Genomic DNA, 26,477 nt, shown 5'->3' on the forward strand with positions numbered 1-26,477 from the left:
TTCCCTCTCGGGATCCGGCGTGCGTTGCCCTTCCCGTTCGAAGCTTTGCCTGCATCACTGTTTTATTCATTCGTACATGCTTTAATCGCCATCCTATAACCAGACCGGATACCCGGCGTTTATCTGCTGTTCTTGTTCAGGATGAGCCGCTGTTATGTTTGAATTCAACCAGGTTTTGCTGCTACTGCAGCAAATGTGCGTTTACCTCGTTATTGCCTATTTATTAAGCAAGACCCCGCTGTTTATCCCGCTGATGCAGGTGACGATCCGTTTGCCGCATAAGTTGCTGTGCTACGTCATCTTTTCGGTGTTTTGCATCATGGGCACCTATTTCGGTTTGCATATCCAAGACTCGATCGCCAATACGCGCGCCATTGGCGCGGTGCTGGGCGGTCTGTTGGGCGGGCCGTCGGTCGGCTTTCTGGTAGGGCTGACCGGTGGGCTGCACCGCTACACGCTGGGAGGCATGACCGATGTTGCCTGTGCGGTATCCACCATTGCCGAAGGCCTGGTGGGGGGACTGGTGCACAGCGCGGCGATGCGTCGCGGCCGGATCGATTTGCTGTTCAATCCGCTGTTTGTCGCCGGCGTCACCTTTGCTACCGAAGTGCTGCAAATGGCGATTATTCTGGCCATTGCCCGGCCGTTCGGTGAAGCGCTGCGGCTGGTGGAGCACATTGCCTTGCCGATGCTGATCGCCAATACCGTGGGAGCGGCGATGTTCATGCAAATCCTGCTGGATCGGCGCGCCATGTTCGAAAAATACACCAGCGCCTTTTCCTCCAAGGCGCTGAAGCTGGCTGAACGTACCGAAGGCATTCTGCGCCAGGGATTTGACCGGGAAAACAGCATGAAAGTGGCTCGAATTATCTACCAGGAGCTGGGCATCGGCGCAGTGGCGATTACCGATCGCGATCGATTGTTGGCGTTCATCGGCATTGGCGACGATCACCATCTGCCGGGGACGCCGATCTCTTCCGCGCATTCTCACCGCGCCATCGACAATAACGAAGTGGTGTATGCCGACGGCAACGAGCTGTCGTACAGTTGTTCGATCAGCAGCAATTGCAAGCTGGGCTCTACGCTGGTGATCCCGCTACGTGGCGAAAATCAGCGGGTAATCGGCACCATCAAACTGTATGAGCCGAAAAGCAGGTTATTCAGCACCATCAACCGCACGCTGGGTGAAGGCATCGCCAGCTTGCTGTCGGCGCAGATCATGGCCGGCCAGTATGAGCGCCACAAGCAGTTGCTGGCGCAGTCGGAAATCAAGCTGCTGCATGCGCAGGTCAACCCACACTTTCTGTTTAACGCGCTCAATACGCTGGTGGCGGTGATCCGCCGTGACGGCGATCGCGCCTGTGAACTGGTGCAATATCTGTCTACGTTTTTCCGCAAGAACCTTAAGCGTTCGGACGACGAGGTGACGTTGGCGGATGAAATTGAACATGTAAATGCCTATCTGCAAATTGAAAAGGCGCGGTTTGCCGATCGGCTGGAAATTGCCGTGTCGTTGCCGGAGGCATTGCTGGCGGTGCGCCTGCCGGCCTTTTCGTTGCAGCCGATCGTAGAAAACGCCATCAAACACGGCACATCGCATTTGCTGGGGATCGGCAGGATCGACATCGGCGCCCGTTGTGAAGGGGACCGGCTGTTATTGCAGATCACCGATAACGCCGGTTTGTTTCAGGCGAAAACGCCAGGAAACGGCCTGGGGATGAATCTGGTGGATAAACGTATTCGCGTGCGTTATGGCGAGGACTATGGCGTGCAGGTCTGTTGCGAACCGGAAACCTATACCTGTATCACGCTTCACCTACCGATGACGAGGGCGGCCTGATGCTGAATGTATTGATTGTCGACGATGAACCCTCGGCCCGTGACAACCTGCGCCATTTACTGGACGCGGAGGATGGCGTAACCATCGTCGGCGAAAGCGCCAATGCGATAGAGGCCATCAGCCAGATCCACCGCCTGCAACCGGACGTGGTGTTTCTGGATATTCAGATGCCGCGTATCAGCGGGCTGGAGTTGGTCGGTATGCTTGACCCGAACCGAATGCCGTACATTGTATTTCTCACCGCTTATGATGAATACGCCTTGCAGGCGTTTGAGCAGCATGCCTTCGACTACTTGCTAAAACCGGCCGAGCCGCAACGATTGAACAAAACCTTGCAACGACTGCAACAGCGCCGTGTACCGCAGGACATTGCGGCACTGCCGGAAAGCGAGGGATACCTGAAATACATCCCCTGCACCGGCCATAGCCGTATTTACCTGCTGCGTTTCGAGGAGGTGGTCGCCATTCGTTCGCGCTCAAGCGGCGTCTACGTGGTGCGCAATGACGGTATGGAGTGCTTTACCGAACTGACGCTGCGTACGCTGGAAAATCGCACGCCGCTGGTGCGTTGCCATCGGCAATATCTGGTCAATCTGGAGCAGGTACGGGAAATACGCTTTGACGACAGCGGCGCGGCAGAAATGATCATGCCGGTCGGCGACCCGGTGCCGGTCAGCCGCCGCTATCTTAAGTCGCTGAAAGAGGAACTGGGGCTGCGGGGATAATAGCGGGCTGGCGTCACGCCACGCTTGCCGACACATCGTTTCGTTTGCCCTTGACGCGATCGGGCCGCGCTTATAGCTTTATGGCATCTACAGGCGCGTTTGCGCCGCGTCAGCGTCAAAGGAAAAGAAAATGAGTGAAGCACGGATTATCGCCAAAGCGATGAAAGACGGAAAACCAGTGCAGGATCTGGTGATTTTACCGGCCTTGGCCAACCGCCACGGTCTGATCACCGGCGCGACCGGTACCGGTAAAACCGTGACGCTGCAAAAAATGGCCGAGCAGTTCTCGCGCCTCGGTGTGCCGGTCTTTTTGTCGGACGTTAAAGGCGATCTGTCGGGTATCGGCACCGAGGCGGTGCCGAATGAAAAACTGCAGGCGCGGCTGGCGGCGATCGGCGTCACCGATTGGCAACCGCAAGCCTGTACCATTATTCCGTGGGATATTTACGGTGAAAAAGGCCACCCGATCCGCGCCACCGTATCCGATCTTGGCCCACTGCTGCTGGCGCGTCTGCTGGATCTGAACGAGGTGCAAAGCGGTGTGTTGCAGTTGGTGTTCAAAATCGCCGATGACAACGCCTTGCTGCTGCTGGATATGAAAGATCTGCGTGCCATGGTGCAGTACGTCGGCGACAACGCCAAGCAGTTCCAGACCCAATACGGCAATATCTCCTCCGCTTCGGTCGGCGCCATTCAGCGCGGGCTATTGACGCTGGAAGAGCAGGGTGCCAATCAGTTCTTTGGCGAACCGATGCTCGACATTAACGATCTGATGAAAACCGATGCCAATGGCCACGGCAACATCAACCTGTTGGCGGCAGACAAACTGATCAACCAGCCAAAACTGTACTCGGTCTTTCTGCTGTGGCTGCTGGCCGAGCTGTTTGAACATTTGCCGGAAGTGGGCGATCCGGAACAGCCGAAGCTGGTATTTTTCTTTGATGAGGCGCATCTGTTGTTCAACGACGCGCCGCCGGCACTGCTGACCAAGATTGAGCAGGTGGTACGTCTGATCCGCTCAAAAGGCGTCGGCATCTATTTTGTTACGCAAAACCCGCTGGATATTCCCGACAGCGTGCTGGGCCAGTTGGGCAACCGTGTGCAACACGCGCTGCGTGCCTTTACGCCACGCGATCAGAAAGCGGTGAAGGCGGCGGCGCAGACCATGCGCGCCAACCCCGACTTTGATGCGGAAACGGCGATTACCGAACTGGGCGTCGGTGAAGCGCTGGTGTCGTTCCTGGATGAAAAAGGGCGGCCCAACGTGGTGGAGCGGGCAATGGTCATCGCGCCGGAATCGAAGATGGGCATGCTGGGTGCCGACGGGCTCAACAGCGCGATCAATAAATCGCCGCTGTATGGTCGCTATGAAGATATGGTCGATCGCGAGTCCGCCTATGAAAAACTGTCTTCGGAAGGTTTCGCCACCGTAGGCACGCCACCGCCGGGGCAACCGGCACAGAAACCGGCGGCGGATGCAGCCGGTGGTGGCCTGATGGGCGGGTTGAACGATCTGCTGTTCGGCTCTACCGGTCCACGCGGCGGCAAGCGCGATGGTATTGTTCAAACGGCGGCCAAGAGCATGGCTCGCGACCTCGGCAAGCAGATTTTGCGCGGCGTTTTGGGATCGATTATGGGCGGCCGTAAAAAGTAAGCGGAAAATTTCGTCAGCGGCAGTAAACTAGCGCAGCTTTTTTCTGCCTGGACATGTCATGCTGCTGCTGATTGATAACTACGACTCTTTCACCTACAACCTGTACCAATACTTCTGCCAGTTGGGCGCCGAAGTGTTGGTCAAGCGCAACGATGAATTGCAACTGGCCGATATTGAACGGCTTGCGCCACAGCGACTGGTGATTTCACCCGGCCCGTGCACGCCGAATGAGGCGGGCATTTCTCTTGCTGCCATTCGCCACTTTGCCGGCAGGCTGCCCATTTTGGGCGTATGCCTCGGCCATCAGGCGTTGGGGCAGGCGTTTGGCGCCACGGTGGTACGCGCCCGTCAGGTGATGCATGGCAAGACCTCTGCCATTCGGCACCATAACGGCGGCGTTTTTGCTGGGCTGAACAATCCGTTGACCGTAACCCGTTACCACTCGCTGGTGCTGGAAGCCGCCACGTTGCCAGACTGCTTTGAGGTAACCGCCTGGAGTGAGCGCGACGGCGAACCTGACGAAATCATGGGGATCCGCCATCGTCAGCTGGCGCTGGAAGGGGTGCAGTTTCACCCGGAAAGCATTCTCAGCGAGCAGGGGCACCAACTGCTGGATAATTTCCTTAAAAGTTAACCGGTTATGAGTTTTTTTCCTTTTTTGGCGATTTAGGTTTGCCCTTGATTGGTTTTTTATGCATATTTTGTGATTATATTTTCACTTAATGGCAACATTGAAAATCCGATCACGTTCAGGGTGGACCCAATAATGACCGAAAAATACCCAGTCAGCCGCAATACGTTCGACCAGGTTATTCTGCCTGTTTATGCACCTGCCCAGTTTGTCCCCGTCAAGGGCAAGGGCAGCCGAGTGTGGGACAGCAACGGCAAGGAGTATATTGATTTCTCTGGCGGTATTGCGGTGACTGCGCTGGGGCATTGCCACCCGGCATTGGTGGCGGCGCTGAAGCAGCAGGGTGAAACCCTGTGGCACACCAGCAATGTCTTTACCAACGAGCCGTCGCTGCGCCTGGCCAGCAAGCTTATCGCCGCGACTTTCGCCGATCGGGTGTTCTTCGCCAATTCCGGCGCCGAAGCCAACGAAGCGGCATTCAAGCTGGCGCGCCACTATGCCATTACCCGCCACAGCCCGTACAAAACCAAAATCATCGCGTTTTATAACGCGTTCCATGGCCGTACGCTGTTTACCGTCTCGGTTGGCGGCCAGGCGAAGTATTCCGACGGCTTCGGGCCGAAGCCGGCCGACATCGTGCATGTACCGTTCAACGATCTGGCGGCGGTCAAGGCGGTGATGGACGATCACACCTGCGCGGTGGTGATGGAGCCGATTCAGGGCGAAGGCGGTATTACTCCGGTGGATGCGCAGTTCCTGCAAGGTGTGCGTGAACTGTGCGATCGCCACCAGGCGCTGTTGGTATTTGATGAAGTGCAAAGCGGTATGGGGCGCAGCGGCAAGCTGTTCGCCTATATGCACTACGGTGTGACGCCGGATATTCTGACCACCGCCAAAGCGTTGGGCGGCGGTTTCCCGGTCAGCGCCATGCTGACCACCGAGGAGATTGCTTCGGTGATGCAAGTCGGTACCCACGGCACCACCTATGGCGGCAATCCGCTGGCCTGCGCGGTGGCGGAGGCGGCGTTGGACGTGATCAATACCGCCGAAGTGTTGAGCGGCGTCGAACAGCGTCATACGCTGTATGTTGCGGCGTTGCGGGACATTGGCGAAAAATACCGTATTTTCAGCGAGATTCGCGGTATGGGGCTGTTGATCGGCGCCGAACTGACGGCGCCTTACCACGGCAAGGCACGTGATTTCCTCACCGCGGCCGCCGCGCGTGGCCTGATGATTTTAAATGCCGGGCCGAACGTGATCCGATTTGCGCCGTCGCTGGTCGTTGAGCCGCAAGATATTGCCGACGGTATGGCGTTGTTTGAGCTGGCGGTTCAGGACGTGATCAACGCCGGGTAGCTACCCACTGGCGGTCGGCAGACGGTATCGGATGTCCGACTGTGCCCACGGTAAACGGCGCATAAAAATGCCGGTCAGCGTTAACTGACCGGCATTTTTTGAAGCGTGCCGTTTTAATGGATTAACGGGTACCGTAGACGACGATGGTTTTGCCGTGTGCGGAAATCAGGTTTTGATCTTCGAGCATTTTCAGAATACGGCCAACCGTTTCGCGTGAACAACCGACGATTTGACCAATTTCCTGACGGGTGATTTTAATTTGCATGCCGTCCGGGTGAGTCATGGCATCCGGCTGTTTGGCCAGATTGAGCAGGGTTTGCGCAATGCGGCCGGTAACGTCTAGGAAGGCGAGGTTACCCACTTTCTCTGAGGTGATCTGTAGGCGGCTTGCCATCTGCGCCGACAGGCGCATCAGAATGTCAGGGTTCACCTGGATCAGCTGACGGAATTTCTTATAGGAAATTTCAGCCACTTCACAGGCGGTTTTAGCCCTAACCCAGGCGCTGCGTTCCTGGCCTTCTTCAAATAATCCAAGTTCGCCGATGAAATCGCCCTGATTGAGATAGGACAGGATCATCTCTTTGCCTTCTTCATCCTTGATCAGCACCGCAACGGAGCCTTTCACGATGTAGTAAAGCGTTTCGGCCTTTTCACCTTGGTGAATCAGCGTACTTTTCGATGGATATTTGTGGATATGGCAATGAGACAGGAACCATTCGAGAGTAGGGTCTGTTTGCGGTTTGCCGAGAACCATTCGCTGTTATCCTCTGTTGTAATCTGCCTGTATCACAGGGGTCAGAGTTCCCTGTCAAACGTGTTATGGCTGTCCATGAGCGGCGACCATTAACCGTTTTTGAGGCGTGACGTAAAAATACGCTATTGCCCTAGCATATTAACTTGCAGTGAGAGCTGCAAGCTACATTCTGTTAACATACACATTAAGGTGCCTTTCCGTGGGCATTTCCCTGAAAGCGCTGTCCAGAAAGCGTTATTGCGGCTCTGTTTGTAGCACAGAGTGACGCGGGTGTCTTGTGTTGTCTCGCTCACACATGACCAGTATCAGGTTCCGTTGCCAGTTTTGCTGCTAACGCGTAGTCTGATGACAAAGAATCAATCGGAGTCATGAGCATGCAGGCAAGAGTCAAATGGGTTGAAGGGTTAACGTTTCTTGGCGAATCGGCGTCTGGCCATCAGGTATTGATGGACGGCAATGCCGGTGACAAGGCGCCAAGTCCGATGGAAATGGTGCTGATGTCCGTGGGGGGATGCAGCGCGATTGACGTGGTGTCGATTTTGCAAAAAGGCCGTCACGACGTGCGTGATTGTGAGGTAAAACTGACCTCTGAACGTCGCGAAGAGGCACCACGGGTATTTACCCATATCAACCTGCATTTTATCGTCAGCGGTAAAGGGCTTGGCGACAAGGCGGTGGAGCGTGCGGTGGATCTGTCTGCCGACAAATACTGTTCGGTAGCGCTGATGCTCGGCAAGGCCGCCAGCGTTACCCACAGCTTTGAAGTCCGGGAAGTGGCCTAATGGCATGTGGCGCGGTGGCCTAATCCTCCCCGCGCCCGTCCGGTGTCGCCTGGCTACTCAATCTTTTTGCCTTCCAGCAGCCGCTGCACCAGCGGTGCCATGATCAACTCCATCGCCAGTCCCATTTTGCCGCCGGGCACCACCAGCGTATTGATGTGCGAAATAAACGAGCCTTGCAGCATCGCCAGCAGATAAGGGAAATCAATCTGATCCAGCCCGCGGAAGTGGATCACCACAAAGCTTTCGTCCAGCGACGGGATGGCCTTGGCGGCAAACGGGTTGGAGGTATCCACCGTTGGCACGCGCTGGAAGTTGATGTGGGTGCGTGAAAACTGCGGTGTGATGTAGTTGATATAGTCTTCCATCGAACGCACTACCGAATCCATCACCGCTTCGCGAGAATGGCCGCGTTCGCCAGTATCGCGGATCAGCTTCTGGATCCACTCCAGGTTGACGATTGGCACCACGCCGACCAGCAGATCGACCTGCTGTGCCACGTCATGCTGATCGGTGACGACGCCGCCGTGCAGCCCTTCGTAGAACAGCACGTCGGTGGGTTCCGGCAGGGCTTCCCACGGTGTAAAGGTGCCAGGAACCTGGTTGTACGGCACGGCTTCGTCATAGGTGTGCAGATATTTACGTGAACGGCCGCTGCCGCCGTTGCCATATTCACGGAAGCTCTGCTCCAGCAGGCCGAAGTCGTTGGCTTCGGGGCCAAAATAGCTGATATGACGGCCGAGGTCGCGCGCCTTGCGGATCGCCGCGTCCATTTCCGGCCGGGTGTAGCGGTGGAAGCTGTCGCCTTCCAACTGTGCGGCGCGAATATTCAACTGCTGGAATATTTTGCGGAACGCCACGCTGGTAGTGGTGGTGCCGGCTCCGCTGGAGCCGGTTACCGCGATAACGGGATGTTTGGCAGACATACGATATGTTACTCCGTCTAAAATGCGTGTTTTATCCGTCGTACCTCAGCTGCTTTGCTGTAGGCCGCCTCGATGCAACTCGAGTGCTGTAGGGTATGGCACATTGATACCTGATTTTTCCCGTCAGTCATAGGGCGGATTACATTTCTTCCTGACCGGCACGGAACTGGCCACGTGGCATGATATTGACGGTTTCATGCAGTTCCGACCACACCAGCAGCACTTCGCCGCTTTGCAATTGCCGGCGAACGTCCTCCACTTTCTGCGTCAGCGAACGTTCATGCTCGCCGTAGTCAGTGCCTTCGCGCAGTACAAAGGATTCGATCAGATTATTCAGCGTTTCGCTGTCCAGTTCTTTCCAGGGGATTATCACGTGTTCTGTTCCAGATAAGGGGTAAGCCAGGAGGGAATGCGGTATTCCAGCCACATGTAGGGTTTTTTTAGTGAGCCGCCGACGAAGCCGACGTGGCCACCGCATTCCGTCAGTTGATATTCGATATTGTGCGGCAGGCTGGCGAGGTCAGGGATCACCTCGTCGGTCATGAACGGATCGTCCTTGGCATGGATGATCAGCAACGGTGTCTGGATCTTCGGCAGCAGCGGCAAGGCGCTGCAACGGCGGTAATAATCCGTGGCGTCGCTGAAGCCGTGAATGCGCGAGGTAATCAGATCGTCGAAATCGCGAATGCGGCGCAAGCCCTGCAACTGCGGCAATTTCAGCGGCAGGGTGCCGGGATAATGCAGCAGTTTTCGCGTGGCGTTCTGCTTCAACTGACCCAGCAGGTAATGCTGATATACGCGGGAGAATCCCTGATCCATACGCCACGAGCAGGGTTCGAGCATTAACGGTGCCGAGACCACCACCGCCGCGTCCAGCAGGCTATTGCCTTCCTGCTGTGCCAGATAGCAGGCGAGCATATTGCCGCCGAGCGATACGCCGACTGCCGCGGTTGGCGCAGTGCCATAGCTGTCGCGCAACCATTGCAGGAAGAAGCGGGCGTCTTCGGTTTCACCGGAATGGTAAATGCGTTGCTGGCGGTTTGGCACGCCGCTGCAACCGCGAAAATGCATCACCACGCCGAGCCAGCCCTTTTGCTGCCAGGCGTGCAACAGGCCGTGGGCATACGGACTGTAGAAGTTGCCTTCCAGGCCGTGAAACAGCACTACCCGCGGTTTGTCGCGCGCCAGGCGCGGGTCTTCGCTCCAGGCGAGATCGAGAAAGTCGCCATCAGGCAGGTTCAGCCGTTGCCAATGCGGTTTCAGTCGTACGCGACGACGTACCAGGCGTGGCAGCAGCGTTTGCAGGTGCGGATTACTGGCCCCGGTGAGAGGGCGGAAGGTTTCATACATAACGTGAATAAAATTCTTATTGGCGGCTATTGTCTGATCGGTAGAGCACTGTTAGCTTCAATACCACTATTTCCTTATTCGTTGTAGTGGCAGCGACCATCACTGACCGGTCAGTGCCTGGTATGCTCACGCGGGCTTCTTGGCTGCCATACCAACGATTCGGGATATGATTAATAATATACCCCAAATAATTCGAGTTGCATCGAGGCGGCAAGTGAATGCATCCCGATGCGCCTACGCAAACCCGGTGCTTCGGCTCAGGATGCGTAGCCAGCCAGTAAGCAGCTTGCAGCATGACGGGTAAACGCACACACGCATTTGGGTGGGGAGCACCCGTTTCATGGAATCAAGTTTATTTCTTTCAATGCTCGGCTTCCTGTTTGTTGCCGCTATTACGCCCGGTCCGAATAACCTGTTGTTAACCACCTCCGGCGCCAACTTTGGCTTTATGCGTTCGCTGTGGCTGATGCTGGGCATCATACTCGGCATGCAAAGCATTTTATTGCTGGTGGCGTTCGGCGTTGGCAGCCTGATTGTGGTCTATCCCTCGCTGCACCTGGCACTGAAAATTCTTGGCAGCCTGTATCTGCTGTGGCTGGCGTGGAAGGTGGCGACCGCCCGTTATGAAAAGCTCGACACCGATACCGCGCCACCCAAGCCGATTCGTCTGTATCAGGGTTGGCTGTTGCAGTTTCTCAACCCCAAGGCCTGGCTGATGGCGCTGGGCGCGGTGGCCAGCTTCAGCCTGAACGGCGAAGGGTATAATCACTCGATTCTGGCGATCTCGGCGGGGCTTTCCGGCATGAATCTGGCCACCGGCATCGTCTGGCTCGGTTTCGGCAGCGTGATTGGCCGTTTGCTGCGCAGCAAGAAAGCCTGGGTTATCTTTAACGTTTCTATGGGGTTGCTGACCGCAGCCTGCGTGTTGTTGATTTGGCATTAAGGGATTGCAGATGACCGAAGATTATTTCCACGTTGACGCCTTTGTTGGCCAGGGATTGCGCGGCAATCCGGCGGGCGTATATGTGTTGAAAGCGCCACCGGACGCCGTGCAAATGCAGGCGATCGCCAATGAATTGAACCTGCCGGAAACCAGCTTTGTGTGGCAGGACGGCGACATGGCCGCCATCCGCTGGTTCACGCCGTACCGCGAAGTGGACTTATGCGGCCATGGCACGCTGGCGGCGGCGCATGTGATGCTCAATGTGCTGAACCCGGGGCTGAACGATGTGCGCCTGCGTTCCGCCAGCGGAGAGCTGTATGTCAAACGCGACGCGGCGGACGGTCAACGCCTGATTCTGGACTTCCCGACACGCGCCCCGCACCCGATCGCCGAGCCGGCAGGCCTGGCCGCGCTGTTGGGCGTGCAGCCGCAGGCGGTGTGGCAGGCCAATGCGCTAATGGTGGTACTGGACAATGAGGCGCAGGTCAGGGCGCTGCAACCGGCGATACCGGCGTTGATCGCGGCGGTGGGTCGTGGGGTGATCGTCACCGCACCGGGTGACGAGGTGGATTTCGTTTCTCGCTACTTTACGCTGGATGGCGGCGAGGATCCGGTGACCGGCTCGGCCCACTGCAGTCTGATGCCGTACTGGAGCGCCAGGCTGGGCCGTAGCGCATTGCATGCCCGGCAGATCTCGCCGCGCGGTGGCGAGCTGTTTTGCCAGTTGCAGGGCGAGCGTACGTTGCTCGGCGGCTATGCCAATATATTCCTGCGCGGATCAATTACCGCCTAATCAGGTGGTGCCGCGCTCCACCAGTCGCCAGTCCAGTACTTCATTGCTGGGCGCCAACTGCGGATCCTTGATTTTTGCCAACAGCAGTTGCACGCTGCGAATGCCGAACTGGTGCATCGGCTGCTCGATGGTCGACAGCGGCGGCGTGGTGATAGCGCCGAACGGCACGCCGTCAAAGCCGATGATCGCCACGTCTTGCGGGATACGCAGTCCGCGCTGATGCAAGGCGCTCATCGCCCCGCCGGCAACCACGTCGGAAATGGCAAATACCGCATCCGGCGGCTGCGCGTCGGCCAGCAGGCGGTTCATCGCCTGCGCACCGGCGGCATACTCCAGCCCGTCAACGTATTCCACCCGATGGTAACTCAGGCCAAAATCCGCCAGCGCCCGCAGATAGCCCTGTTCACGCTGTTGCGAATAGAGATAGCGCATATCGCTGTTAATCAAGGCGATGCGTTGACGCCCCTTGTCCGCCAGCAGCCGTACGCCGGCAAACGCCGCCTGGTGGTTGTCTATGGTCACCGACGAGGCGCGAAACTCCGGATCTCCTTCGCCACACTGTACCCACGGAAAGTCACCGATCATTGCCGTCAGTCCCGGCAGGCAGCTGACGGCATCCATGGTGATCACCCCGTCCACCACTTTCCCGCTCAACAGTTTGAGATAGGCCGATTCGCGCGTCGGGTTGGATTCGGAATTACACAGCAGAATATGGTAGCCGTGGCGTTCGGCTTCTTCCTCGATACCGCGCACCACCAATGAGCAGAACGGGTTGGTAATGTTGGACACCAACACCAGCAGCATGCGGCTGCGCGCGGTGCGTAACTGGCGCGCCAGCAGGTTGGGCTGGTAATCGCATTCGCGGATGGCCGCCAATACCCTATCGCGCGTCGCTGGTTTGACGATCTGCTGGCCGTTCAGCACCCGTGATACCGTCGCCGGCGACACGCCGGCGATTTTCGCCACTTTTTCTATCGACATGAATCGCTGTTCCTTGTGCTGATTTGCCACCGCCAGTATGCGGTAACGTGGCTAAAAAAGCGGGTTTACCGCCAGCATTGTGATGTTGCTTGCAAATTTCACTCGCCATCATCAATCACCAGCTTAATCAGGTTGCCGAAAAAAAGAAATCGATTACATTTTGCTCATGGCTTGAATGAAATCGATTTCATTTGACGATTTCGCAGTATCTTGCCCGGTTCCTGACGGTATCGAGGTGGCCGATGCAAATTCAATTACGCCTGGCGCAGCCCAGCGATCGCCTGGCGATTGCCCAACTGATTCACCATTCAACCAATGCCTGGTACCAGCGGCACGGTATGGCGGCGATTTTCCCGGACATGGCGGAAAGCTGCGGGCTGTTTGTCGATGTGTATCAACAACTGGATGCCGGCCACCACTGGGTTGCGCAGGATCAACGCGGCGTGCTGTGCGGCTCCTGCTTCTTTCATCCGCGCGAAACACACCTTGGACTGGGCATCATGAACGTCCATCCCGACTATTTTGGTCGTGGCATTGCGGCGCAGCTATTGCACAAGGGCGATGAGCTGGCGGGCAGGCTGCCGCAGCGGCTGTTGTCCAGCGCGCTGAATCTGGATTCTTACGCGCTTTATCATCGCGCCGGTTTTGCGCCATATGCGGTCTATCAGGATATGGCGATCGCGGTGCCGCCACGGGGTCTTGACCTTTCGCCGTCGTCACACGTTCGGGTTCGTCAGGCTCAGCCAGCGGATTTGCCCGCCATCATGCAGCTGGAGCGTCAACTGCTGGGCATCGCCCGGCGACGGGATATCGAATTCTTGCTTGGCGACGGCAGTGGATATTGGCGCACGGCCGTGTGGGAGCAGGACGGCATTATCGGCGGCTACCTGGCATCGGTTGCCCATCCGGCGTCACGCATGCTGGGGCCGGGATGCTGCCAGCGCGAAGAGATGGCGCTGGAGCTGCTGGGCTGGATGCTCGACCGACATCATCGCGGCCATACGGCGGTGGTATTGGTGCCGGCGCAGTCCTCGGCGCTTAGTCGAGCGCTGTTGCGCTGGGGGGGACGGATTTGCGAATTGCATCTGGCGCAGGCGAAGGGCGAGGCACAACGTCCCGGCGGCGTGGTCATGCCGTCCTTTCTGCCTGAAAGCGGATAAACACACAGCAGTTAACCACAACAACACAGAACGATGGGGGAGTTATGCAAACCGACAGCGTGGCCCTGGGGGCCAAAAGTGTCACATTCAAATGGGTGGTGCCGCGGCTGGCGCTGATGATGTTCCTGCAATTCTTCGTCTGGGGCGCGTGGTACGTCACCCTCGGGGTGGTGATGGGCAAGTACGGCATGGCGGCGATCATCGGCGATGCTTATTCCACCGGGCCGATTGCCTCGATTCTGTCGCCGTTCGTTCTGGGCATGGTGGTGGATCGCTTCTTTGCCTCGCAAAAGGTACTGGGGTTGCTGCATCTGGTGGGCGCGGCGTTGCTGTGGTGGATGCCGGGCTTTTTTGCCGATCAGCAAAGCGGTCTGCTGTGGGTCATCTTCGGCTATATGCTGTGTTATATGCCGACCATTGCGCTGAGTAATAACGTGGCGTTTTACAGTCTCAGCAACAGCGAAAAGGCCTTCCCGGTGGTACGGGCGTTCGGTACGCTGGGGTGGATTGTGGCCGGGCTGATCGTCGGCGCCAGCGGTTTGTCTGACAGTACCGGCATTTTCACCCTGGCGGCGGTGGCTTCGCTGGTATTGGCTATCTACAGCTTCACCTTGCCGCATACCCCGGCACCGGAGCGCGGTAAACCGGTGCAGATGCGCGATCTGCTGTGCGCTGACGCTTTCGCGATGCTCAAGCAGCGCCATTTTCTGGTGTTTATCATCTGCGCCACGCTGATCTCGATTCCGCTGGCGGCGTATTACGCCTATGCAGCGCCGTTCGTGGCGGCTACCGGCTTTAGCAACGTCGGCGGTGTGATGTCGCTGGGGCAAATGTCCGAGCTGTTCTTCATGCTGCTGATCCCGCTGCTGTTCGTTCGGTTGGGCATCAAGATGATGCTGTTGATCGGCATGCTGTCATGGTGCCTGCGTTACGTGATGTTTGCGCTTGGCATCACCGAAGAGCTGCGCTGGATGATTTACCTCGGCATTATCCTGCACGGCATGTGTTATGACTTTTTCTTCGTCATCGGTTTTATCTATACCGACAAAGTGGCGGGCGACAAGGTCAAGGGGCAGGCGCAAAGCCTGCTGGTGCTGTTTACCTACGGCCTTGGCATGTTGATCGGCTCGCAGCTCAGCGGCGCATTGTTCAACCGTATGGTGACGGCGCAGGGGGCGGCGGCGTTGCCGCAATGGCAAGGTTTCTGGTGGTATCCGGCGATTGGCGCGTTGGTAATTGCGCTGCTGTTCTTCTTCACCTTCAACTACCGCGAAACGCCAAAAGGAGACAGCAACGATGGCTGATTTGCGCGTATTGGTGGTGGGGTGCGGCAACATGGGGGCGTCGCATGCAGCGGCCTACCAGGCGATGGACGGCGTGACGATATGCGGACTGGTGGCGCGTGGCGATTCGCGCCATGCGCTCAATCGGCAACTGGGCGGCGGCTATGCGCTGTTTGCCGATTTTGCCAGCGCGCTGGCGCAAACCCGGCCGGATGCGGTGTGTCTGACGACCTACCCCGACACCCATGAAGCCTATTCATTGCAGGCGTTGGCGGCCGGTTGCCACCTGTTTATCGAAAAACCGCTGGCCACCAGCGTGGCGGGTGCCGAAAGGGTCATTGCCGCCGCTCGCGCCGCGCGGCGGCAGGTGGTGGTGGGGTACATTCTGCGCCACCACCCGTCATGGCAGCGCTTTGTCACCCTGGCACGCGGCCTGGGCAAACCGTTGGTGATGCGCATGAACCTTAACCAGCAGAGCCATGGCCAGATGTGGAATGTGCATCGCAATCTGATGCAGTCGCTGTCGCCGATCGTCGATTGCGGGGTGCATTACCTTGACGTGATGTGCCAAATGACACAGGCGGAGCCGGTCAGCGTCAGCGCGATCGGCGCCCGGCTGAGCGATGCGCTGCCGGCGGACATGTACAACTACGGTCAGCTGCAGGTGCGCTTTGCCGACGGTTCGGTCGGCTGGTACGAGGCGGGCTGGGGGCCGATGATCAGCGAGACGGCATTCTTTATCAAGGATGTGATCGGCCCGCGTGGCGCGGTATCGATCGTGGCGCGACAGGCCGCAGCCGTGGGAGCGTCGGACAATGTCGATGCCCATACCCGCACCGAATCGCTGCGGGTGCATCATGCGACCCTTGACGCCGATAACCGGTTCACCGACGCGGACGAATGGATTGATTGTCGGGACGAGCCCGATCATCTGGCGTTATGCCGCCGCGAACAGCAGTTTTTCCTGCAGGCGATCCGGCAGGGTGGCGATCTCAACGACCATTGGCGCGATGCGATTAACAGCCTGCGGGTGGTACTGGCGGCGGACCAGGCGGTACGCAGTCAGAGCACGGTAATGTTAGGGGGTGAGCAATGAAAACCATTAACGGGCCGGGGGTGTTTCTGGCACAGTTTATCGGTCCGCAGGCGCCGTTCAATTCGCTGGATGGGCTGGCGCAATGGGCGGCGGGGCTGGGGTTTCGCAGCCTGCAACTGCCGACCGGCGATGCGGCGATTTTTGATTTGGCACAGGCGGCGCGCAGCCAGGCCTATTGCGACCAGATACGCGCACGCTTGGCGCAGCATGGGCTGAGCATCAGCGAACTGTCGACCCATCTGCAAGGCCAATTGGTGGCGGTGCATCCGGCCTATGATGCCGCGTTCGAGGGCTTTGCGCCCGAGGCGGTGCGTGGTAATCCGCGTGCGCGCCAGGCGTGGGCCTGCGATCAGCTGATGCTGGCGGCGCAGGCTTCGCAACGCTTGGGCCTGAGTGCGCACGTGACGTTTTCCGGTGCGCTGGCCTGGCCCTACTTTTATCCATGGCCGCCGCATAATGCGTTGTTGCTGGAGGAGGCGTTCGGCCAACTGGCGCAGCGCTGGCGTCCAATCCTCGATGCGTTTGACCAGGCCGGCGTCGACGTTTGCTACGAACTGCATCCGGGGGAGGATCTGCACGACGGCGTGACCTTTGAGCGTTTTCTGCGCTTGGTCGGCAACCATCCGCGCTGCCATATTCTTTACGATCCGAGTCATCTGCATTTGCAGCAGATGGATTACCTTGGTTTTATCGATCGCTACCACCACCGCATTCGCGCCTTCCACGTCAAGGACGCCGAGTTCCGGCCGAGCGCGCGTAGCGGCGTTTACGGCGGTTATCAGCCGTGGCTGGAGCGGCCGGGGCGTTTCCGCTCGCTGGGGGACGGCCAGATTGATTTCGCTGCCATTTTCAGCAAACTGGCGCAGTACGATTTCCCCGGTACCGCGACGCTGGAGTGGGAATGCTGCCTGAAGGCGCCGGAGGTGGGCGCACGCGAAGGGGCGGCATTTATTGCCCGGCATATCATACCGGTGGCTGAACGGGCGTTCGACGATTTCGCCGCCGGCAGCAGCGATCGCGCTGCGGTAAGGACCATGCTCGGACTGGAGGGCAAGGAATGAGGTTACGTTTGGGTATGGTCGGCGGCGGCGAAGGGGCTTTCATTGGCGCAGTGCATCGTTTGGCGGCACGCATGGATGACGAATTTATCCTGGTGGCCGGCGCGTTTTCCTCGGACTGGGACAATTGTCGGCGCACCGGAGCGTCGCTACAGCTGGATGCGCAGCGCTGCTATGGTGATTTCCAGCAGATGGCGCAGCAGGAAGCGGCGCGCGAGGACGGCATTCAGGTGGTGGCGATCGTGACGCCAAACCACCTGCACGCGCCGGCGGCGACGGCGTTTCTCACCACCGGCATCGATGTGATCTGCGATAAGCCGTTGTGCACCTCGTACCAGGATGCGCTGCAACTGGCTGAAACCGTGCGTCGCAGCGGCCGACAGCTGATCTTGACCCATAATTACAGCGCCTACCCGCTGATCCGCGAAGCGCGCAGTCGGGTGCTGGCCGGGGAACTGGGGGAGCTGCGCTTCGTCGAGGTAGAATATTTGCAGGAATGGCTGGCGCAGCCGCTGGAACAACGCGGTAACAAACAGGCGGGCTGGCGTGCCGAGCCGGAAAAGGCGGGGGCGGGCTGCATTGGCGACGTTGGTACTCACGCCTGGCAACTGGCGCAGTTCGTTTGCGGTCAACTGCCCGTCACCATCAGCGCCGAGCTGAGCAGCATTATTCCCGGCCGTCGGCTGGATGATGACGTGCGGGTGCAGATGCGTTATGCCAACGGCGCACGCGGCCGTTTGTGGGCCAGCCAGGTGGCCTGTGGCCATGAGAACGGCTTGCGGTTGCGGATTTACGGCAGCGCAGGCAGCCTGGAATTCAATCAGGAAAACCCCAATCAGCTGTGGATGCGTCCCCATTCGGCACCGGCGTATTGTTTGACCCGTGGTGCAACCTCTCAATATGCGGAAAACCGCGCGTTGGCACGGGTGCCGGCTGGTCACCCGGAAGGGTATCTGGAAGGGTTTGGCCAGATTTATCGTGAGGCGGCGCAGCGTTTGCGCCATGGACCTGGTGCCGCGCCGCTGTTGCCGGGAATTGAAAGCGGATTGCAAGGCATGGCGTTTATCGAAACCGCCCGACGCAGCCATGACGCCGGCGGCCAATGGACGACGCTTATAGTTCCATAAGTAATAAAGAATATTTTTTTATTCCTTCAATGCCCGCTGACGCTCGGATAAAACTACAGATAACTGAATAGCAGTTTATCAACGGAGCGGATCATGGCGGGCACACTCTTTTCTTTACGCGGCGCAGCGCTGCTGATGCTATCGCTGGCGGCGGCCAGTGCGCAGGCGGTGGACGTAACCGTGGCGTATCAAACCTCGGCGGAGCCTGCCAAGGTCGCGCAGGCGGAAAACAGCTTTGCCAAACGCTCTGGCGCCCAGGTCGACTGGCGCAAGTTCGACAGCGGCTCCAGCGTGTTGCGTGCCCTGGCGTCTGGCGACGTGCAGATGGGTAATATCGGCTCCAGTCCGTTAGCGGTTGCCGCTAGCCAGAAACTGCCGATTGAAGTATTCCTGATCGCCTCGCAACTGGGAAATTCTGAAGCGCTGGTGGTCAAGAATGACATCCAGTCGCCAAAAGATCTGATTGGCAAGCGCATTGCGGTGCCGTTTATTTCCACCACTCATTACAGCCTGCTGGCTGCGCTCAGGCATTGGGACATCAAGCCCGAACAGGTGAAGATCCTCAATCTGCAACCGCCGGCGATCGCTGCCGCCTGGCAGCGTGGCGACATTGACGGCGCTTACGTCTGGGCACCGGTAGTCAGCGAGCTGGCCAAGCAGGGCAGGGTACTGGCCGATTCTGAGCAAGTGGGGCAATGGGGATCGCCAACGCTGGACGTGTGGGTGGTGCGCAAGGATTTTGCCGAACAGCATCCCGAGGTGGTCACCGCCTTTGCCGCCAGCGCACTCAGCGCGCAGCAGGCCTATCTGGCCGCGCCGGATGCCTGGCTGCAAGACCAGAACAATCTCAATACCCTGTCTCGCCTGAGCGGCGTGCCGGTAGCGCAGATCCCGCCACTGGTGAAGGGTAATCGCTATCTGCCGGTGGCCGAACAAATCAGCCAGCTTGGTCAGCCGGTGGAAAAGGCGATCCATGATACCGCGCTCTTCCTCAAGCAGCAGGGCAAAATCCCGCAGGTCGACAACGATTACAGCGCCTATGTGACCGACCGTTTCGTTAAGCAGGTGCAGGCTGCACCGCAGCCTTAAGGAGGTCGGCATGTTAAACGTCAGTGGTCTTTCAGCCGAATATCAGGGACGCCCCGCGCTGCGCGATGTGTCATTCCAGATTGCCAGTGGGGAACTGGTGGTGGTGCTCGGGCCGTCAGGTTGCGGCAAGACCACGCTGTTGAACCTGATTGCCGGATTTATCGCGCCTTCAGCGGGCAGCATCACGCTTGATGAAAAACCGGTTAACGGCCCGGGTGCCGAGCGGGGCGTGGTATTCCAGCATGAAGGCTTGCTGCCGTGGCGCAACGTGGTAGATAACGTCGAGTTCGGCTTGCAACTGGCCGGCGTCGGCAAAGCGTCGCGCCGCGCGGTGGCGCAGCAGATGCTGCAACGCGTCGGACTGGCCGGCTATGAGCAGCATTTTATCTGGCAACTGTCCGGCGGCATGCGCCAACGGGTGGGGATTGCTCGTGCACTGGCGGCCGACCCGCGGCTGTTACTGTTGGATGAGCCGTTTGGCGCGCTGGATGCTTTTACCCGTGAGCAGATGCAGGAGCTGTTGCTGACCATTTGGCGCGATACCGGTAAGCAGGTGCTGCTGATTACCCATGACATCGAAGAGGCGGTATTCCTGGCCAGCGAGCTGTTGCTGCTATCGCCGGGGCCTGGCCAGGTGGTTGAACGGCTGTCGCTGGATTTTGGTCGTCGCTACGCCGCCGGTGAAGCCTGTCGCGCCATCAAGTCCGACCCGGAATTTATCGCCCGGCGCGAATACGTGCTCGGCAAGGTCTTTGAACGCGAGGCGCTGTCATGAGTCTGCATTCCATTTTGAAATCCAGCGTCGGGCAGACAGCGCGCGCGCCGGCCCGCCGTCTCACGCTGCCGCGCAACCTCTGGCTGAGCGCGGCCACCTTACTGGTAACCTTGGCGGTCTGGTGGGGGATCACCGCGCTGGGATTGATCAGCCCGCTGTTTCTGCCGTCACCACAGCAGGTGCTGCATCAATTGCTGACTATCGCCAGTCCGCAAGGGTTTATGGACGCCACGTTATGGCAGCATCTGGCGGCCAGTCTGGGGCGTATACTGCTGGCGCTGCTGGCGGCGGTGATGATCGGCGTTCCGGTTGGTATCGCCATGGGGTTGAATGACACGGTGCGCGGTATTCTCGACCCGCTGATAGAAATTTATCGTCCGGTACCGCCGTTAGCCTACCTGCCGCTGATGGTGATCTGGTTCGGCATCGGGGAAACATCAAAAATCCTGTTGATTTACCTGGCAATCTTTGCGCCGGTGACGTTGTCTACCGTGGCCGGGGTGCGCAGCGTGGCACAGGTTCGATTGCGTGCTGCCCGTGCCTTGGGGGCCAATCGTTGGCAAGTGCTGCGTTTCGTGGTGCTGCCGAATGCGTTGCCGGAAATTCTGACCGGTATTCGCATCGGACTCGGCGTGGGGTGGTCTACGCTGGTGGCCGCCGAATTGATCGCCGCCACGCGCGGGCTGGGTTTTATGGTGCAATCTGCCGGTGAGTTTCTGGCGACCGATGTGGTGATCGCCGGCATCAGCGTGATTGCGATTATTGCATTTGGGCTGGAGCTGGGGCTACGCGCCTTGCAGCGCCGATTAACCCCGTGGCATGGAGTACAACAATGAACGAACGTTTGGTGATTACCCCGTTGGGGCCGCATATCGGTGCTTTGGTGGAAAACGTCACGTTGGCGCGACCGCTTGGCGATGGCCAGTTCGAGCAGCTTTATCACGCGTTGCTGAAGCATCAGGTGCTGTTCTTCCGCAATCAGCCGATCACACCGCTGCAACAGCGTGATTTGGCCGGGCGCTTTGGCGATCTGCACATTCATCCCGTCTATCCGCACGCCAGTGACGTGGAGGAGATCATCGTACTGGATACCGATGACAACAATCCGCCGGACAATGACAACTGGCATACCGACGTGACGTTTATCGACAATCCCCCTCTGGGGGCGATTCTGGCCGCCAAACGCCTGCCGAGCACCGGCGGTGATACGCTATGGGCCAGCGGTATTGCCGCCTTTGACGCGTTGTCGACGCCGTTCAAACAGTTGTTGAGCGGGTTGCGGGCCGAGCATGACTTCACCAAATCCTTTCCGGAGTACAAGCATCGTGGCAGTGAAGAACAGCACCAGCGCTGGCGACAGGCGGTGCAGAACAATCCGCCGTTGCTGCACCCGGTGGTGCGTACCCATCCGGTCAGCGGCAAGCAGGCGCTGTTCGTCAACGAAGGGTTTACCACGCGCATCGTTGACCTGTCACCAAAGGAAAGCGACGCGTTACTCGGCTTTTTGTTTGCCCATATTACCAAGCCGGAGTTCCAGGTGCGTTGGCGCTGGCAGGAAAACGACATCGCCATTTGGGATAATCGCGTGACGCAGCACTATGCCAACGCCGACTATCTGCCGCAGCGGCGCATTATGCACCGCGCGACGGTACTGGGCGATAAGCCGTTTTATAAAGGGTAGCACCGCCTGTGTAGGCTGCGGCGCGGTTGCTGGCGCATGCGTCGCAACCGCCACCGTCAACTCTCTGATTCAAACGCCTGGGTCAGCTGTTCCAACTGCTCCTGGGCATCCAGCCAGGTCAGTTCCGTTGCTTCCAACGCGCTTTTGGCCTGGCTTTGCTGTTGCAGGCATTCGGTCAGTTCGGCCTTGCGGCTGATGTCGTACAGCGTGGAGTCCGCCAGCTTTTCCTCTGTCGCGGCCAGTTCGGCTGCCAGCTTGTCCATCTGCTGTTCCAGTTTGGCGATTTGTTTGCGCAGCGGTTGAGTCTGGCTGCGGAACTCGGCTTCGCGACGCTTTTGATCTTTACGCGCTTGCGCGCTGTTGCCGCTGTCCTGTTTCGGTGCCGCGTCCTGCTGCGCCTGCTGTTTTTGTAAGTCGCTCAGCCACTGCTGGTAATCGTCCAGATCGCCTTCGAACGGTTCGACCTGGCCGTCATGCACCAGATACAGATCGTCGGTGGTGGAGCGTAGCAGGTGTCGGTCGTGCGACACCACCACCAACGCACCCTCGAAATCGATTAGCGCTTCGGTCAGCGCCTGGCGCATGTCCAGATCCAGGTGGTTGGTCGGTTCATCAAGCAGCAGCAGGTTAGGACGCTGCCAGACGATCAGCGCCAGCACCAGGCGTGCTTTTTCACCGCCCGAGAAGCGTTCGGTTTGTTCGGTGACCTTATCGCCCTGGAAGCCGAAGCCACCCAGATAGTCACGCAGTTGTTGTTCCAGCACTCGTGGCGCGATGCGGCTCAGGTGCTGCAATGGCGATTCGTCGGCGCGTAAAAACTCCAACTGATGCTGTGCGAAATAACCGAGCTTGATGCCCTTTGCCAGACCGATTTCACCGCTCAGCGGATCCAGCGTACCGGCCAGCAGTTTGATCAGCGTTGATTTGCCGGCGCCGTTGCGCCCCAGCAGGCCGATGCGTGAGCCGGGCACCAGATTCAGCTTGATGGATTGCAAAATGATGTTATCGCCATAGCCGGCGCTGACCTTTTCCATACGCAGCAGCGGGTTCGGCAGGCTTTCCGGCTCGCGGAAGCTGAAGCTGAACGGGTTGTCGACGTGCGCCGGGGCGATCAGCTCCATCCGTTCCAGCATCTTGATGCGGCTTTGCGCCTGTTTGGCCTTGGACGCCTTGGCTTTAAAGCGATCGATAAAGCTCTGCAGATGCGCCACCTTCTCCTGCTGATGCTGATACATCGACTGCTGCTGCGCCAACTTGGTCGAACGCTGGCGTTCGAACGAGGAGTAATTGCCGGTGTATTCGTTGATGGTTTGCTGTTCGATATGCAGGATCTTGTCAACGATCGGGTCAAGGAAGTCTCGGTCATGCGAGATCAGCACCAGCGTACCCGCGTAGCCTTTCAGCCAGCGTTCCAGCCAGATCACCGCGTCCAGATCCAGGTGGTTGGTGGGTTCGTCGAGCAGCAGCAGGTCGGAACGGCAGAGCAGCGCCTGTGCCAGGTTGAGACGCATCCGCCAGCCGCCGGAAAAGGCGCGCACCGGCTTTTGCAGCTGTTCATTGGAAAAGCCCAGTCCATGCAACAGGCTGGAGGCGCGGGCGCGCACCGTCCAGGCGTCGATGGCGTCCAGCTTGCCGTGCAGCGTGGCGATGGCGTTGCCGTCATTGCGATCGTTGGCCTGTTGCAGCTCGGCTTCGAGCTGGCGGAACTCGCGATCGCCATCGATGACATACTCCAGTGCCGGCACGTCGAGCGCCGGCGTTTCCTGGTTGACCCAGGCCAGCGCCCAGTTGCTCGGAAAGCTGTAACTGCCGCCGTCTGCGGCGATTTCGCCCTTCAGCAGCGCCAGCAGCGTAGACTTGCCGCAGCCGTTTTTGCCCACCAGGCCGACCTTTTGACCTGGATTAACCGTCGCCGTGGCGTTGTCCAGCAAGACACGGGTACCGCGTCGAATTTGTAGCGAGGAGAATACAATCATAAAGCGCCGTTTGTTCAGAGTATGTTAAATTATCTTTAATGTAACAGACCGCAGTACGCGTGCTGTTTTAAACTTTGCGCTGCATGGTAACGGAAAACCGCTACCCTGACGACGCTTTGGAGGGGAATGATGTCGCAGCCGCCCAAGGTTTTGCTGCTGTATGCCCATCCGGAATCTCATGACTCGGTCGCCAACCGGGTTTTGCTCAAGCCGGCACAGCAGATGGACCACGTCACCGTGCACGATTTATACGCGCACTATCCTGATTTTTTTATTGATATTCACCATGAGCAACAGTTGCTGCGCGAGCATCAGATCATCGTCTTCCAACATCCTTTATATACCTACAGCTGCCCGGCGCTGCTGAAAGAGTGGCTCGACCGCGTGCTGTCGCGTGGTTTTGCCAGCGGCGTTGGCGGCAATGCGCTGGCGGGCAAGTATTGGCGTTCGGTAATCACCACCGGCGAACCGGAAGGCGCGTACCGCACCGGCGGTTACAACCGTTATCCGATGGAAGACATTCTGCGTCCGTTTGAGCTGACCGCCGGCATGTGTCATATGCATTGGCTGTCGCCGATTATCGTTTACTGGGCGCGCCGCCAAAAGCCGGAGGTGCTGGCCGGTCACGCCGACGCCTATGGCGACTGGCTGCAAAACCCGCTGCCGCAACGAGGGCGATAAACATGGAAAGTTCAACCTTACTGACCGCCGTACTGCTGTTCCTGTTCTCCGCCGTGGTGACGGTACCGATCGCTCGGCGTCTGGGGATCGGTGCGGTGCTGGGGTACCTGTTCGCCGGCATCGCCATCGGCCCCTGGGGGCTGGGGTTTATCCGCGACGTAGAGGAAATTCTGCACTTTTCCGAACTGGGCGTAGTGTTTTTGATGTTTATCATTGGCCTGGAGCTGAACCCCTCCAAGCTATGGGAACTGCGCCGCTCGATCTTCGGCGTCGGTGCCGGTCAGGTGGTGCTCACCGCGGCGGTGCTGGGCGTGCTGCTGTATCTGACCCAGTTTGCCTGGCAGGCGGCGGTGATTGGCGGCATTGGGCTGGCGATGTCATCCACCGCCATGGCGCTGCAACTGATGCGCGAAAAGGGCATGAACCGCAACGAAGGGGGCCAGCTCGGCTTCTCGGTGTTGCTGTTTCAGGATATGGCGGTGATCCCGGCATTGGCGCTGATCCCGATTTTGGCCGGCGGCGCCGGCACCAGCGACGACTGGGCGGAGATTGGCTATAAGGTAGCGGCATTCGGCGGCATGCTGGTTGGCGGCCGTTTCCTGTTGCGGCCGCTGTTCCGCTATATCGCCGCGTCCGGCGTGCGTGAAATCTTTACCGCCGCCGCGTTATTGGTGGTGCTGGGGGCGGCGCTGTTTATGGATGCGCTTGGGCTGTCGATGGCGTTGGGCACCTTTATCGCCGGCGTATTGCTGGCGGAAAGCGAGTATCGTCACGAGCTGGAAATCGCCATCGAACCGTTCAAGGGGCTGCTGCTGGGGCTGTTCTTTATCTCGGTGGGCATGGCGCTGAATATCGGCGTGTTGTATACCCATCTGGCGGAAGTGCTGATCGGCGTGCTGCTGCTGGTGACCATCAAGTCCGGCGTGTTGTATACGCTGGCGCGCATTTTCGGCCTGCGGCGCTCGGTGCGCCTGCAGTTCGCTGGCGTGCTGAGTCAGGGCGGCGAATTCGCCTTCGTGCTGTTTTCGGCGGCGGCGTCGCAAAAACTGTTGAAAAGCGACCAACTGGCCTTGTTATTGGTTATCGTGACGCTGTCGATGATGACCACGCCGCTGCTGATGCAGATCATCGATCGCATGCTGGCGCGCCGCTATAACGCCAAAGACGAAGACGAGGAAACACCGTACGTCGAAGATGACGATCCGCAGGTGATTATCGTCGGTTTTGGCCGCTTCGGCCAGGTGATTGGCCGTCTGCTGATGGCCAACAAAATGCGTATCACGGTGCTGGAACGCGACGTCAGTGCGGTCGGCGTGTTGCGCCGCTATGGCTACAAGGTGTATTACGGTGATGCCACCGAGCTGGAACTGCTGCGCGCCGCCGGTGCCGAAAAAGCCAAGTCGATCGTCATCACCTGTAACGAGCCGGAAGATACCCTGGCGATCGTTCACCTGTGCCAGCAGCATTTTCCCAATCTGGCCATTTTGGCGCGGGCGCGGGGCAGGGTGGAGGCGCACGAGCTGTTGCAGGCCGGGGTACAGTATTTCAGCCGCGAGACGTTCTCCAGCGCGCTGGAACTGGGGCGCAAGGCGCTGATGACGCTTGGTATGCATCCGCATCAGGCGTTTCGCGCTCAGCAGCACTTCCGCCGGCTGGATATGCGTATGCTGCGTGAGCTGATGCCGCCGCATCAGGGCGACGTGGCGCAAATCTCACGCGTCAAAGAGGCGCGGCGCGAGCTGGAAGAGCTGTTCCATCGCGAAATGCAAAAAGAGAGTCGCCAGTTTGACGGCTGGGATGAATATGAATAGGAGCAAGA

General features: G+C 58.7%; 25 protein-coding genes. 19 read left to right on the forward strand and 6 right to left on the reverse strand.

Annotation, left to right across the window (positions count from 1 at the left end):
* Positions 1 to 154: 154 nt before the first annotated feature.
* From AC2AXP_RS18760 to argD, 5 genes are all read left to right on the forward strand, one after another.
* Complete coding sequence (locus AC2AXP_RS18760; protein ID WP_004956293.1) at positions 155 to 1,840, forward strand: sensor histidine kinase; 1,686 nt, start codon at positions 155 to 157, stop codon at positions 1,838 to 1,840.
* Positions 1,840 to 2,565, forward strand: coding sequence for a two-component system response regulator BtsR (gene btsR, locus AC2AXP_RS18765; RefSeq protein ID WP_004956291.1), 726 nt, complete (start codon positions 1,840 to 1,842; stop codon positions 2,563 to 2,565). Before AC2AXP_RS18760 ends, btsR begins: the two co-directional genes overlap by 1 nt.
* 130 nt (positions 2,566 to 2,695) lie before the next feature.
* Positions 2,696 to 4,219 (forward strand): helicase HerA-like domain-containing protein, encoded by a 1,524-nt coding sequence (locus AC2AXP_RS18770; RefSeq protein WP_004956288.1) that lies wholly within the window; start codon positions 2,696 to 2,698, stop codon positions 4,217 to 4,219.
* Positions 4,220 to 4,277: 58 nt separating this feature from the next.
* The gene (locus tag AC2AXP_RS18775) at positions 4,278 to 4,853 is read left to right on the forward strand and encodes an aminodeoxychorismate synthase component II (RefSeq protein ID WP_198773714.1); all 576 of its coding nucleotides are present in this window, start codon (positions 4,278 to 4,280) and stop codon (positions 4,851 to 4,853) included.
* Between the two features lie 132 nt (positions 4,854 to 4,985).
* The gene (gene argD, locus AC2AXP_RS18780; protein WP_039992454.1) at positions 4,986 to 6,206 is read left to right on the forward strand and encodes a bifunctional acetylornithine/succinyldiaminopimelate transaminase; all 1,221 of its coding nucleotides are present in this window, start codon (positions 4,986 to 4,988) and stop codon (positions 6,204 to 6,206) included.
* A 121-nt stretch (positions 6,207 to 6,327) separates the two neighbouring features.
* Here the strand turns inward: argD and crp are convergent, their stop codons facing one another.
* A complete protein-coding gene (crp, locus tag AC2AXP_RS18785; protein ID WP_004956281.1) occupies positions 6,328 to 6,960 on the reverse strand; it encodes a cAMP-activated global transcriptional regulator CRP in 633 nt (210 codons plus the stop codon).
* 374 nt (positions 6,961 to 7,334) lie between these two features.
* Between crp and AC2AXP_RS18790 the strand changes: the two genes are divergently transcribed.
* Complete coding sequence (locus AC2AXP_RS18790) at positions 7,335 to 7,742, forward strand: OsmC family protein (RefSeq protein WP_039991345.1); 408 nt, start codon at positions 7,335 to 7,337, stop codon at positions 7,740 to 7,742.
* A gap of 53 nt (positions 7,743 to 7,795) precedes the next feature.
* Here AC2AXP_RS18790 and AC2AXP_RS18795 read toward each other — a convergent pair whose 3' ends face one another.
* The 3 genes from AC2AXP_RS18795 to AC2AXP_RS18805 all read right to left on the reverse strand — a co-directional run bounded on the left by AC2AXP_RS18795 (position 7,796) and on the right by AC2AXP_RS18805 (position 10,015).
* Positions 7,796 to 8,665, reverse strand: coding sequence for a phosphoribulokinase (locus tag AC2AXP_RS18795; protein ID WP_004956278.1), 870 nt, complete (start codon positions 8,663 to 8,665; stop codon positions 7,796 to 7,798).
* A gap of 139 nt (positions 8,666 to 8,804) precedes the next feature.
* Positions 8,805 to 9,038, reverse strand: a complete 234-nt coding sequence (locus AC2AXP_RS18800) for a YheU family protein (RefSeq protein WP_004956277.1) — start codon at positions 9,036 to 9,038, stop codon at positions 8,805 to 8,807.
* Positions 9,035 to 10,015, reverse strand: coding sequence for a hydrolase (locus tag AC2AXP_RS18805; RefSeq protein WP_039991343.1), 981 nt, complete (start codon positions 10,013 to 10,015; stop codon positions 9,035 to 9,037). The genes AC2AXP_RS18800 and AC2AXP_RS18805 overlap by 4 nt, the downstream gene beginning before the upstream one ends.
* A gap of 340 nt (positions 10,016 to 10,355) precedes the next feature.
* Here AC2AXP_RS18805 and AC2AXP_RS18810 point away from each other — a divergent pair, with 340 nt between their 5' ends.
* Both AC2AXP_RS18810 and AC2AXP_RS18815 read left to right on the forward strand, forming a co-directional pair.
* On the forward strand, positions 10,356 to 10,958 hold the full coding sequence (locus AC2AXP_RS18810) for a LysE family translocator (RefSeq protein ID WP_039991342.1): 603 nt from the start codon (positions 10,356 to 10,358) through the stop codon (positions 10,956 to 10,958).
* A gap of 10 nt (positions 10,959 to 10,968) precedes the next feature.
* Positions 10,969 to 11,751: a PhzF family phenazine biosynthesis protein gene (locus AC2AXP_RS18815; protein WP_004956261.1), complete on the forward strand. Its 783-nt coding sequence runs from the start codon at positions 10,969 to 10,971 to the stop codon at positions 11,749 to 11,751.
* Here AC2AXP_RS18815 and AC2AXP_RS18820 read toward each other — a convergent pair whose 3' ends face one another.
* Complete coding sequence (locus tag AC2AXP_RS18820; RefSeq protein WP_039991340.1) at positions 11,752 to 12,732, reverse strand: LacI family DNA-binding transcriptional regulator; 981 nt, start codon at positions 12,730 to 12,732, stop codon at positions 11,752 to 11,754.
* 242 nt (positions 12,733 to 12,974) lie between these two features.
* On the opposite strand from AC2AXP_RS18820, the gene AC2AXP_RS18825 reads away from it, so the two are divergent.
* The 9 genes from AC2AXP_RS18825 to tauD all read left to right on the forward strand — a co-directional run bounded on the left by AC2AXP_RS18825 (position 12,975) and on the right by tauD (position 22,001).
* On the forward strand, positions 12,975 to 13,892 hold the full coding sequence (locus tag AC2AXP_RS18825) for a GNAT family N-acetyltransferase (RefSeq protein ID WP_198773715.1): 918 nt from the start codon (positions 12,975 to 12,977) through the stop codon (positions 13,890 to 13,892).
* 44 nt (positions 13,893 to 13,936) lie between these two features.
* Positions 13,937 to 15,196, forward strand: a complete 1,260-nt coding sequence (locus AC2AXP_RS18830) for an MFS transporter (RefSeq protein WP_430299737.1) — start codon at positions 13,937 to 13,939, stop codon at positions 15,194 to 15,196.
* On the forward strand, positions 15,189 to 16,271 hold the full coding sequence (locus AC2AXP_RS18835) for a Gfo/Idh/MocA family protein (protein ID WP_430299739.1): 1,083 nt from the start codon (positions 15,189 to 15,191) through the stop codon (positions 16,269 to 16,271). Before AC2AXP_RS18830 ends, AC2AXP_RS18835 begins: the two co-directional genes overlap by 8 nt.
* Entirely contained in the window at positions 16,268 to 17,332 is a 1,065-nt protein-coding gene (locus AC2AXP_RS18840; protein ID WP_273872407.1) for a sugar phosphate isomerase/epimerase family protein, read from the forward strand. The genes AC2AXP_RS18835 and AC2AXP_RS18840 overlap by 4 nt, the downstream gene beginning before the upstream one ends.
* Positions 17,329 to 18,456, forward strand: a complete 1,128-nt coding sequence (locus AC2AXP_RS18845; protein ID WP_484381869.1) for a Gfo/Idh/MocA family protein — start codon at positions 17,329 to 17,331, stop codon at positions 18,454 to 18,456. Before AC2AXP_RS18840 ends, AC2AXP_RS18845 begins: the two co-directional genes overlap by 4 nt.
* Positions 18,457 to 18,549: 93 nt before the next feature.
* Positions 18,550 to 19,545 (forward strand): taurine ABC transporter substrate-binding protein, encoded by a 996-nt coding sequence (gene tauA, locus AC2AXP_RS18850; RefSeq protein WP_004956243.1) that lies wholly within the window; start codon positions 18,550 to 18,552, stop codon positions 19,543 to 19,545.
* Positions 19,546 to 19,555: 10 nt separating this feature from the next.
* Positions 19,556 to 20,320 (forward strand): taurine ABC transporter ATP-binding subunit, encoded by a 765-nt coding sequence (gene tauB, locus AC2AXP_RS18855; protein WP_198773719.1) that lies wholly within the window; start codon positions 19,556 to 19,558, stop codon positions 20,318 to 20,320.
* Positions 20,317 to 21,156 carry a taurine ABC transporter permease TauC gene (tauC, locus tag AC2AXP_RS18860; RefSeq protein ID WP_004956238.1) on the forward strand — a complete coding sequence of 280 codons (840 nt, stop codon included), beginning with the start codon at positions 20,317 to 20,319 and terminating at the stop codon, positions 21,154 to 21,156. Before tauB ends, tauC begins: the two co-directional genes overlap by 4 nt.
* Complete coding sequence (gene tauD, locus AC2AXP_RS18865) at positions 21,153 to 22,001, forward strand: taurine dioxygenase (protein ID WP_004956236.1); 849 nt, start codon at positions 21,153 to 21,155, stop codon at positions 21,999 to 22,001. The genes tauC and tauD overlap by 4 nt, the downstream gene beginning before the upstream one ends.
* Positions 22,002 to 22,057: 56 nt before the next feature.
* On the opposite strand, the gene AC2AXP_RS18870 is transcribed toward tauD, so the two are convergent.
* Entirely contained in the window at positions 22,058 to 23,977 is a 1,920-nt protein-coding gene (locus tag AC2AXP_RS18870) for an ABC transporter ATP-binding protein (protein ID WP_004956234.1), read from the reverse strand.
* A gap of 129 nt (positions 23,978 to 24,106) precedes the next feature.
* Here AC2AXP_RS18870 and kefG point away from each other — a divergent pair, with 129 nt between their 5' ends.
* Both kefG and kefB read left to right on the forward strand, forming a co-directional pair.
* Positions 24,107 to 24,658 carry a glutathione-regulated potassium-efflux system ancillary protein KefG gene (gene kefG / locus AC2AXP_RS18875; protein ID WP_039991337.1) on the forward strand — a complete coding sequence of 184 codons (552 nt, stop codon included), beginning with the start codon at positions 24,107 to 24,109 and terminating at the stop codon, positions 24,656 to 24,658.
* A gap of 2 nt (positions 24,659 to 24,660) precedes the next feature.
* On the forward strand, positions 24,661 to 26,469 hold the full coding sequence (gene kefB / locus AC2AXP_RS18880; protein ID WP_004956231.1) for a glutathione-regulated potassium-efflux system protein KefB: 1,809 nt from the start codon (positions 24,661 to 24,663) through the stop codon (positions 26,467 to 26,469).
* Positions 26,470 to 26,477 lie beyond the last annotated feature (8 nt).

This window comes from Serratia sp. Sp408 (assembly GCF_057180665.1).

Bases quoted from the DNA above. Each gene is read 5' to 3' on its own strand.
- AC2AXP_RS18760 (WP_004956293.1), top strand. From the start codon at position 155: ATGTTTGAATTCAACCAGGTTTTGCTGCTACTGCAGCAAATGTGCGTT.
- btsR (WP_004956291.1), top strand. From the start codon at position 1,840: ATGCTGAATGTATTGATTGTCGACGATGAACCCTCGGCCCGTGACAAC.
- AC2AXP_RS18770 (WP_004956288.1), top strand. From the start codon at position 2,696: ATGAGTGAAGCACGGATTATCGCCAAAGCGATGAAAGACGGAAAACCA.
- AC2AXP_RS18775 (WP_198773714.1), top strand. From the start codon at position 4,278: ATGCTGCTGCTGATTGATAACTACGACTCTTTCACCTACAACCTGTAC.
- argD (WP_039992454.1), top strand. From the start codon at position 4,986: ATGACCGAAAAATACCCAGTCAGCCGCAATACGTTCGACCAGGTTATT.
- crp (WP_004956281.1), bottom strand. From the start codon at position 6,960: ATGGTTCTCGGCAAACCGCAAACAGACCCTACTCTCGAATGGTTCCTG.
- AC2AXP_RS18790 (WP_039991345.1), top strand. From the start codon at position 7,335: ATGCAGGCAAGAGTCAAATGGGTTGAAGGGTTAACGTTTCTTGGCGAA.
- AC2AXP_RS18795 (WP_004956278.1), bottom strand. From the start codon at position 8,665: ATGTCTGCCAAACATCCCGTTATCGCGGTAACCGGCTCCAGCGGAGCC.
- AC2AXP_RS18805 (WP_039991343.1), bottom strand. From the start codon at position 10,015: ATGTATGAAACCTTCCGCCCTCTCACCGGGGCCAGTAATCCGCACCTG.
- AC2AXP_RS18810 (WP_039991342.1), top strand. From the start codon at position 10,356: ATGGAATCAAGTTTATTTCTTTCAATGCTCGGCTTCCTGTTTGTTGCC.
- AC2AXP_RS18815 (WP_004956261.1), top strand. From the start codon at position 10,969: ATGACCGAAGATTATTTCCACGTTGACGCCTTTGTTGGCCAGGGATTG.
- AC2AXP_RS18820 (WP_039991340.1), bottom strand. From the start codon at position 12,732: ATGTCGATAGAAAAAGTGGCGAAAATCGCCGGCGTGTCGCCGGCGACG.
- AC2AXP_RS18825 (WP_198773715.1), top strand. From the start codon at position 12,975: ATGCAAATTCAATTACGCCTGGCGCAGCCCAGCGATCGCCTGGCGATT.
- AC2AXP_RS18830 (WP_430299737.1), top strand. From the start codon at position 13,937: ATGCAAACCGACAGCGTGGCCCTGGGGGCCAAAAGTGTCACATTCAAA.
- AC2AXP_RS18835 (WP_430299739.1), top strand. From the start codon at position 15,189: ATGGCTGATTTGCGCGTATTGGTGGTGGGGTGCGGCAACATGGGGGCG.
- AC2AXP_RS18840 (WP_273872407.1), top strand. From the start codon at position 16,268: ATGAAAACCATTAACGGGCCGGGGGTGTTTCTGGCACAGTTTATCGGT.
- AC2AXP_RS18845 (WP_484381869.1), top strand. From the start codon at position 17,329: ATGAGGTTACGTTTGGGTATGGTCGGCGGCGGCGAAGGGGCTTTCATT.
- tauA (WP_004956243.1), top strand. From the start codon at position 18,550: ATGGCGGGCACACTCTTTTCTTTACGCGGCGCAGCGCTGCTGATGCTA.
- tauB (WP_198773719.1), top strand. From the start codon at position 19,556: ATGTTAAACGTCAGTGGTCTTTCAGCCGAATATCAGGGACGCCCCGCG.
- tauC (WP_004956238.1), top strand. From the start codon at position 20,317: ATGAGTCTGCATTCCATTTTGAAATCCAGCGTCGGGCAGACAGCGCGC.
- tauD (WP_004956236.1), top strand. From the start codon at position 21,153: ATGAACGAACGTTTGGTGATTACCCCGTTGGGGCCGCATATCGGTGCT.
- AC2AXP_RS18870 (WP_004956234.1), bottom strand. From the start codon at position 23,977: ATGATTGTATTCTCCTCGCTACAAATTCGACGCGGTACCCGTGTCTTG.
- kefG (WP_039991337.1), top strand. From the start codon at position 24,107: ATGTCGCAGCCGCCCAAGGTTTTGCTGCTGTATGCCCATCCGGAATCT.
- kefB (WP_004956231.1), top strand. From the start codon at position 24,661: ATGGAAAGTTCAACCTTACTGACCGCCGTACTGCTGTTCCTGTTCTCC.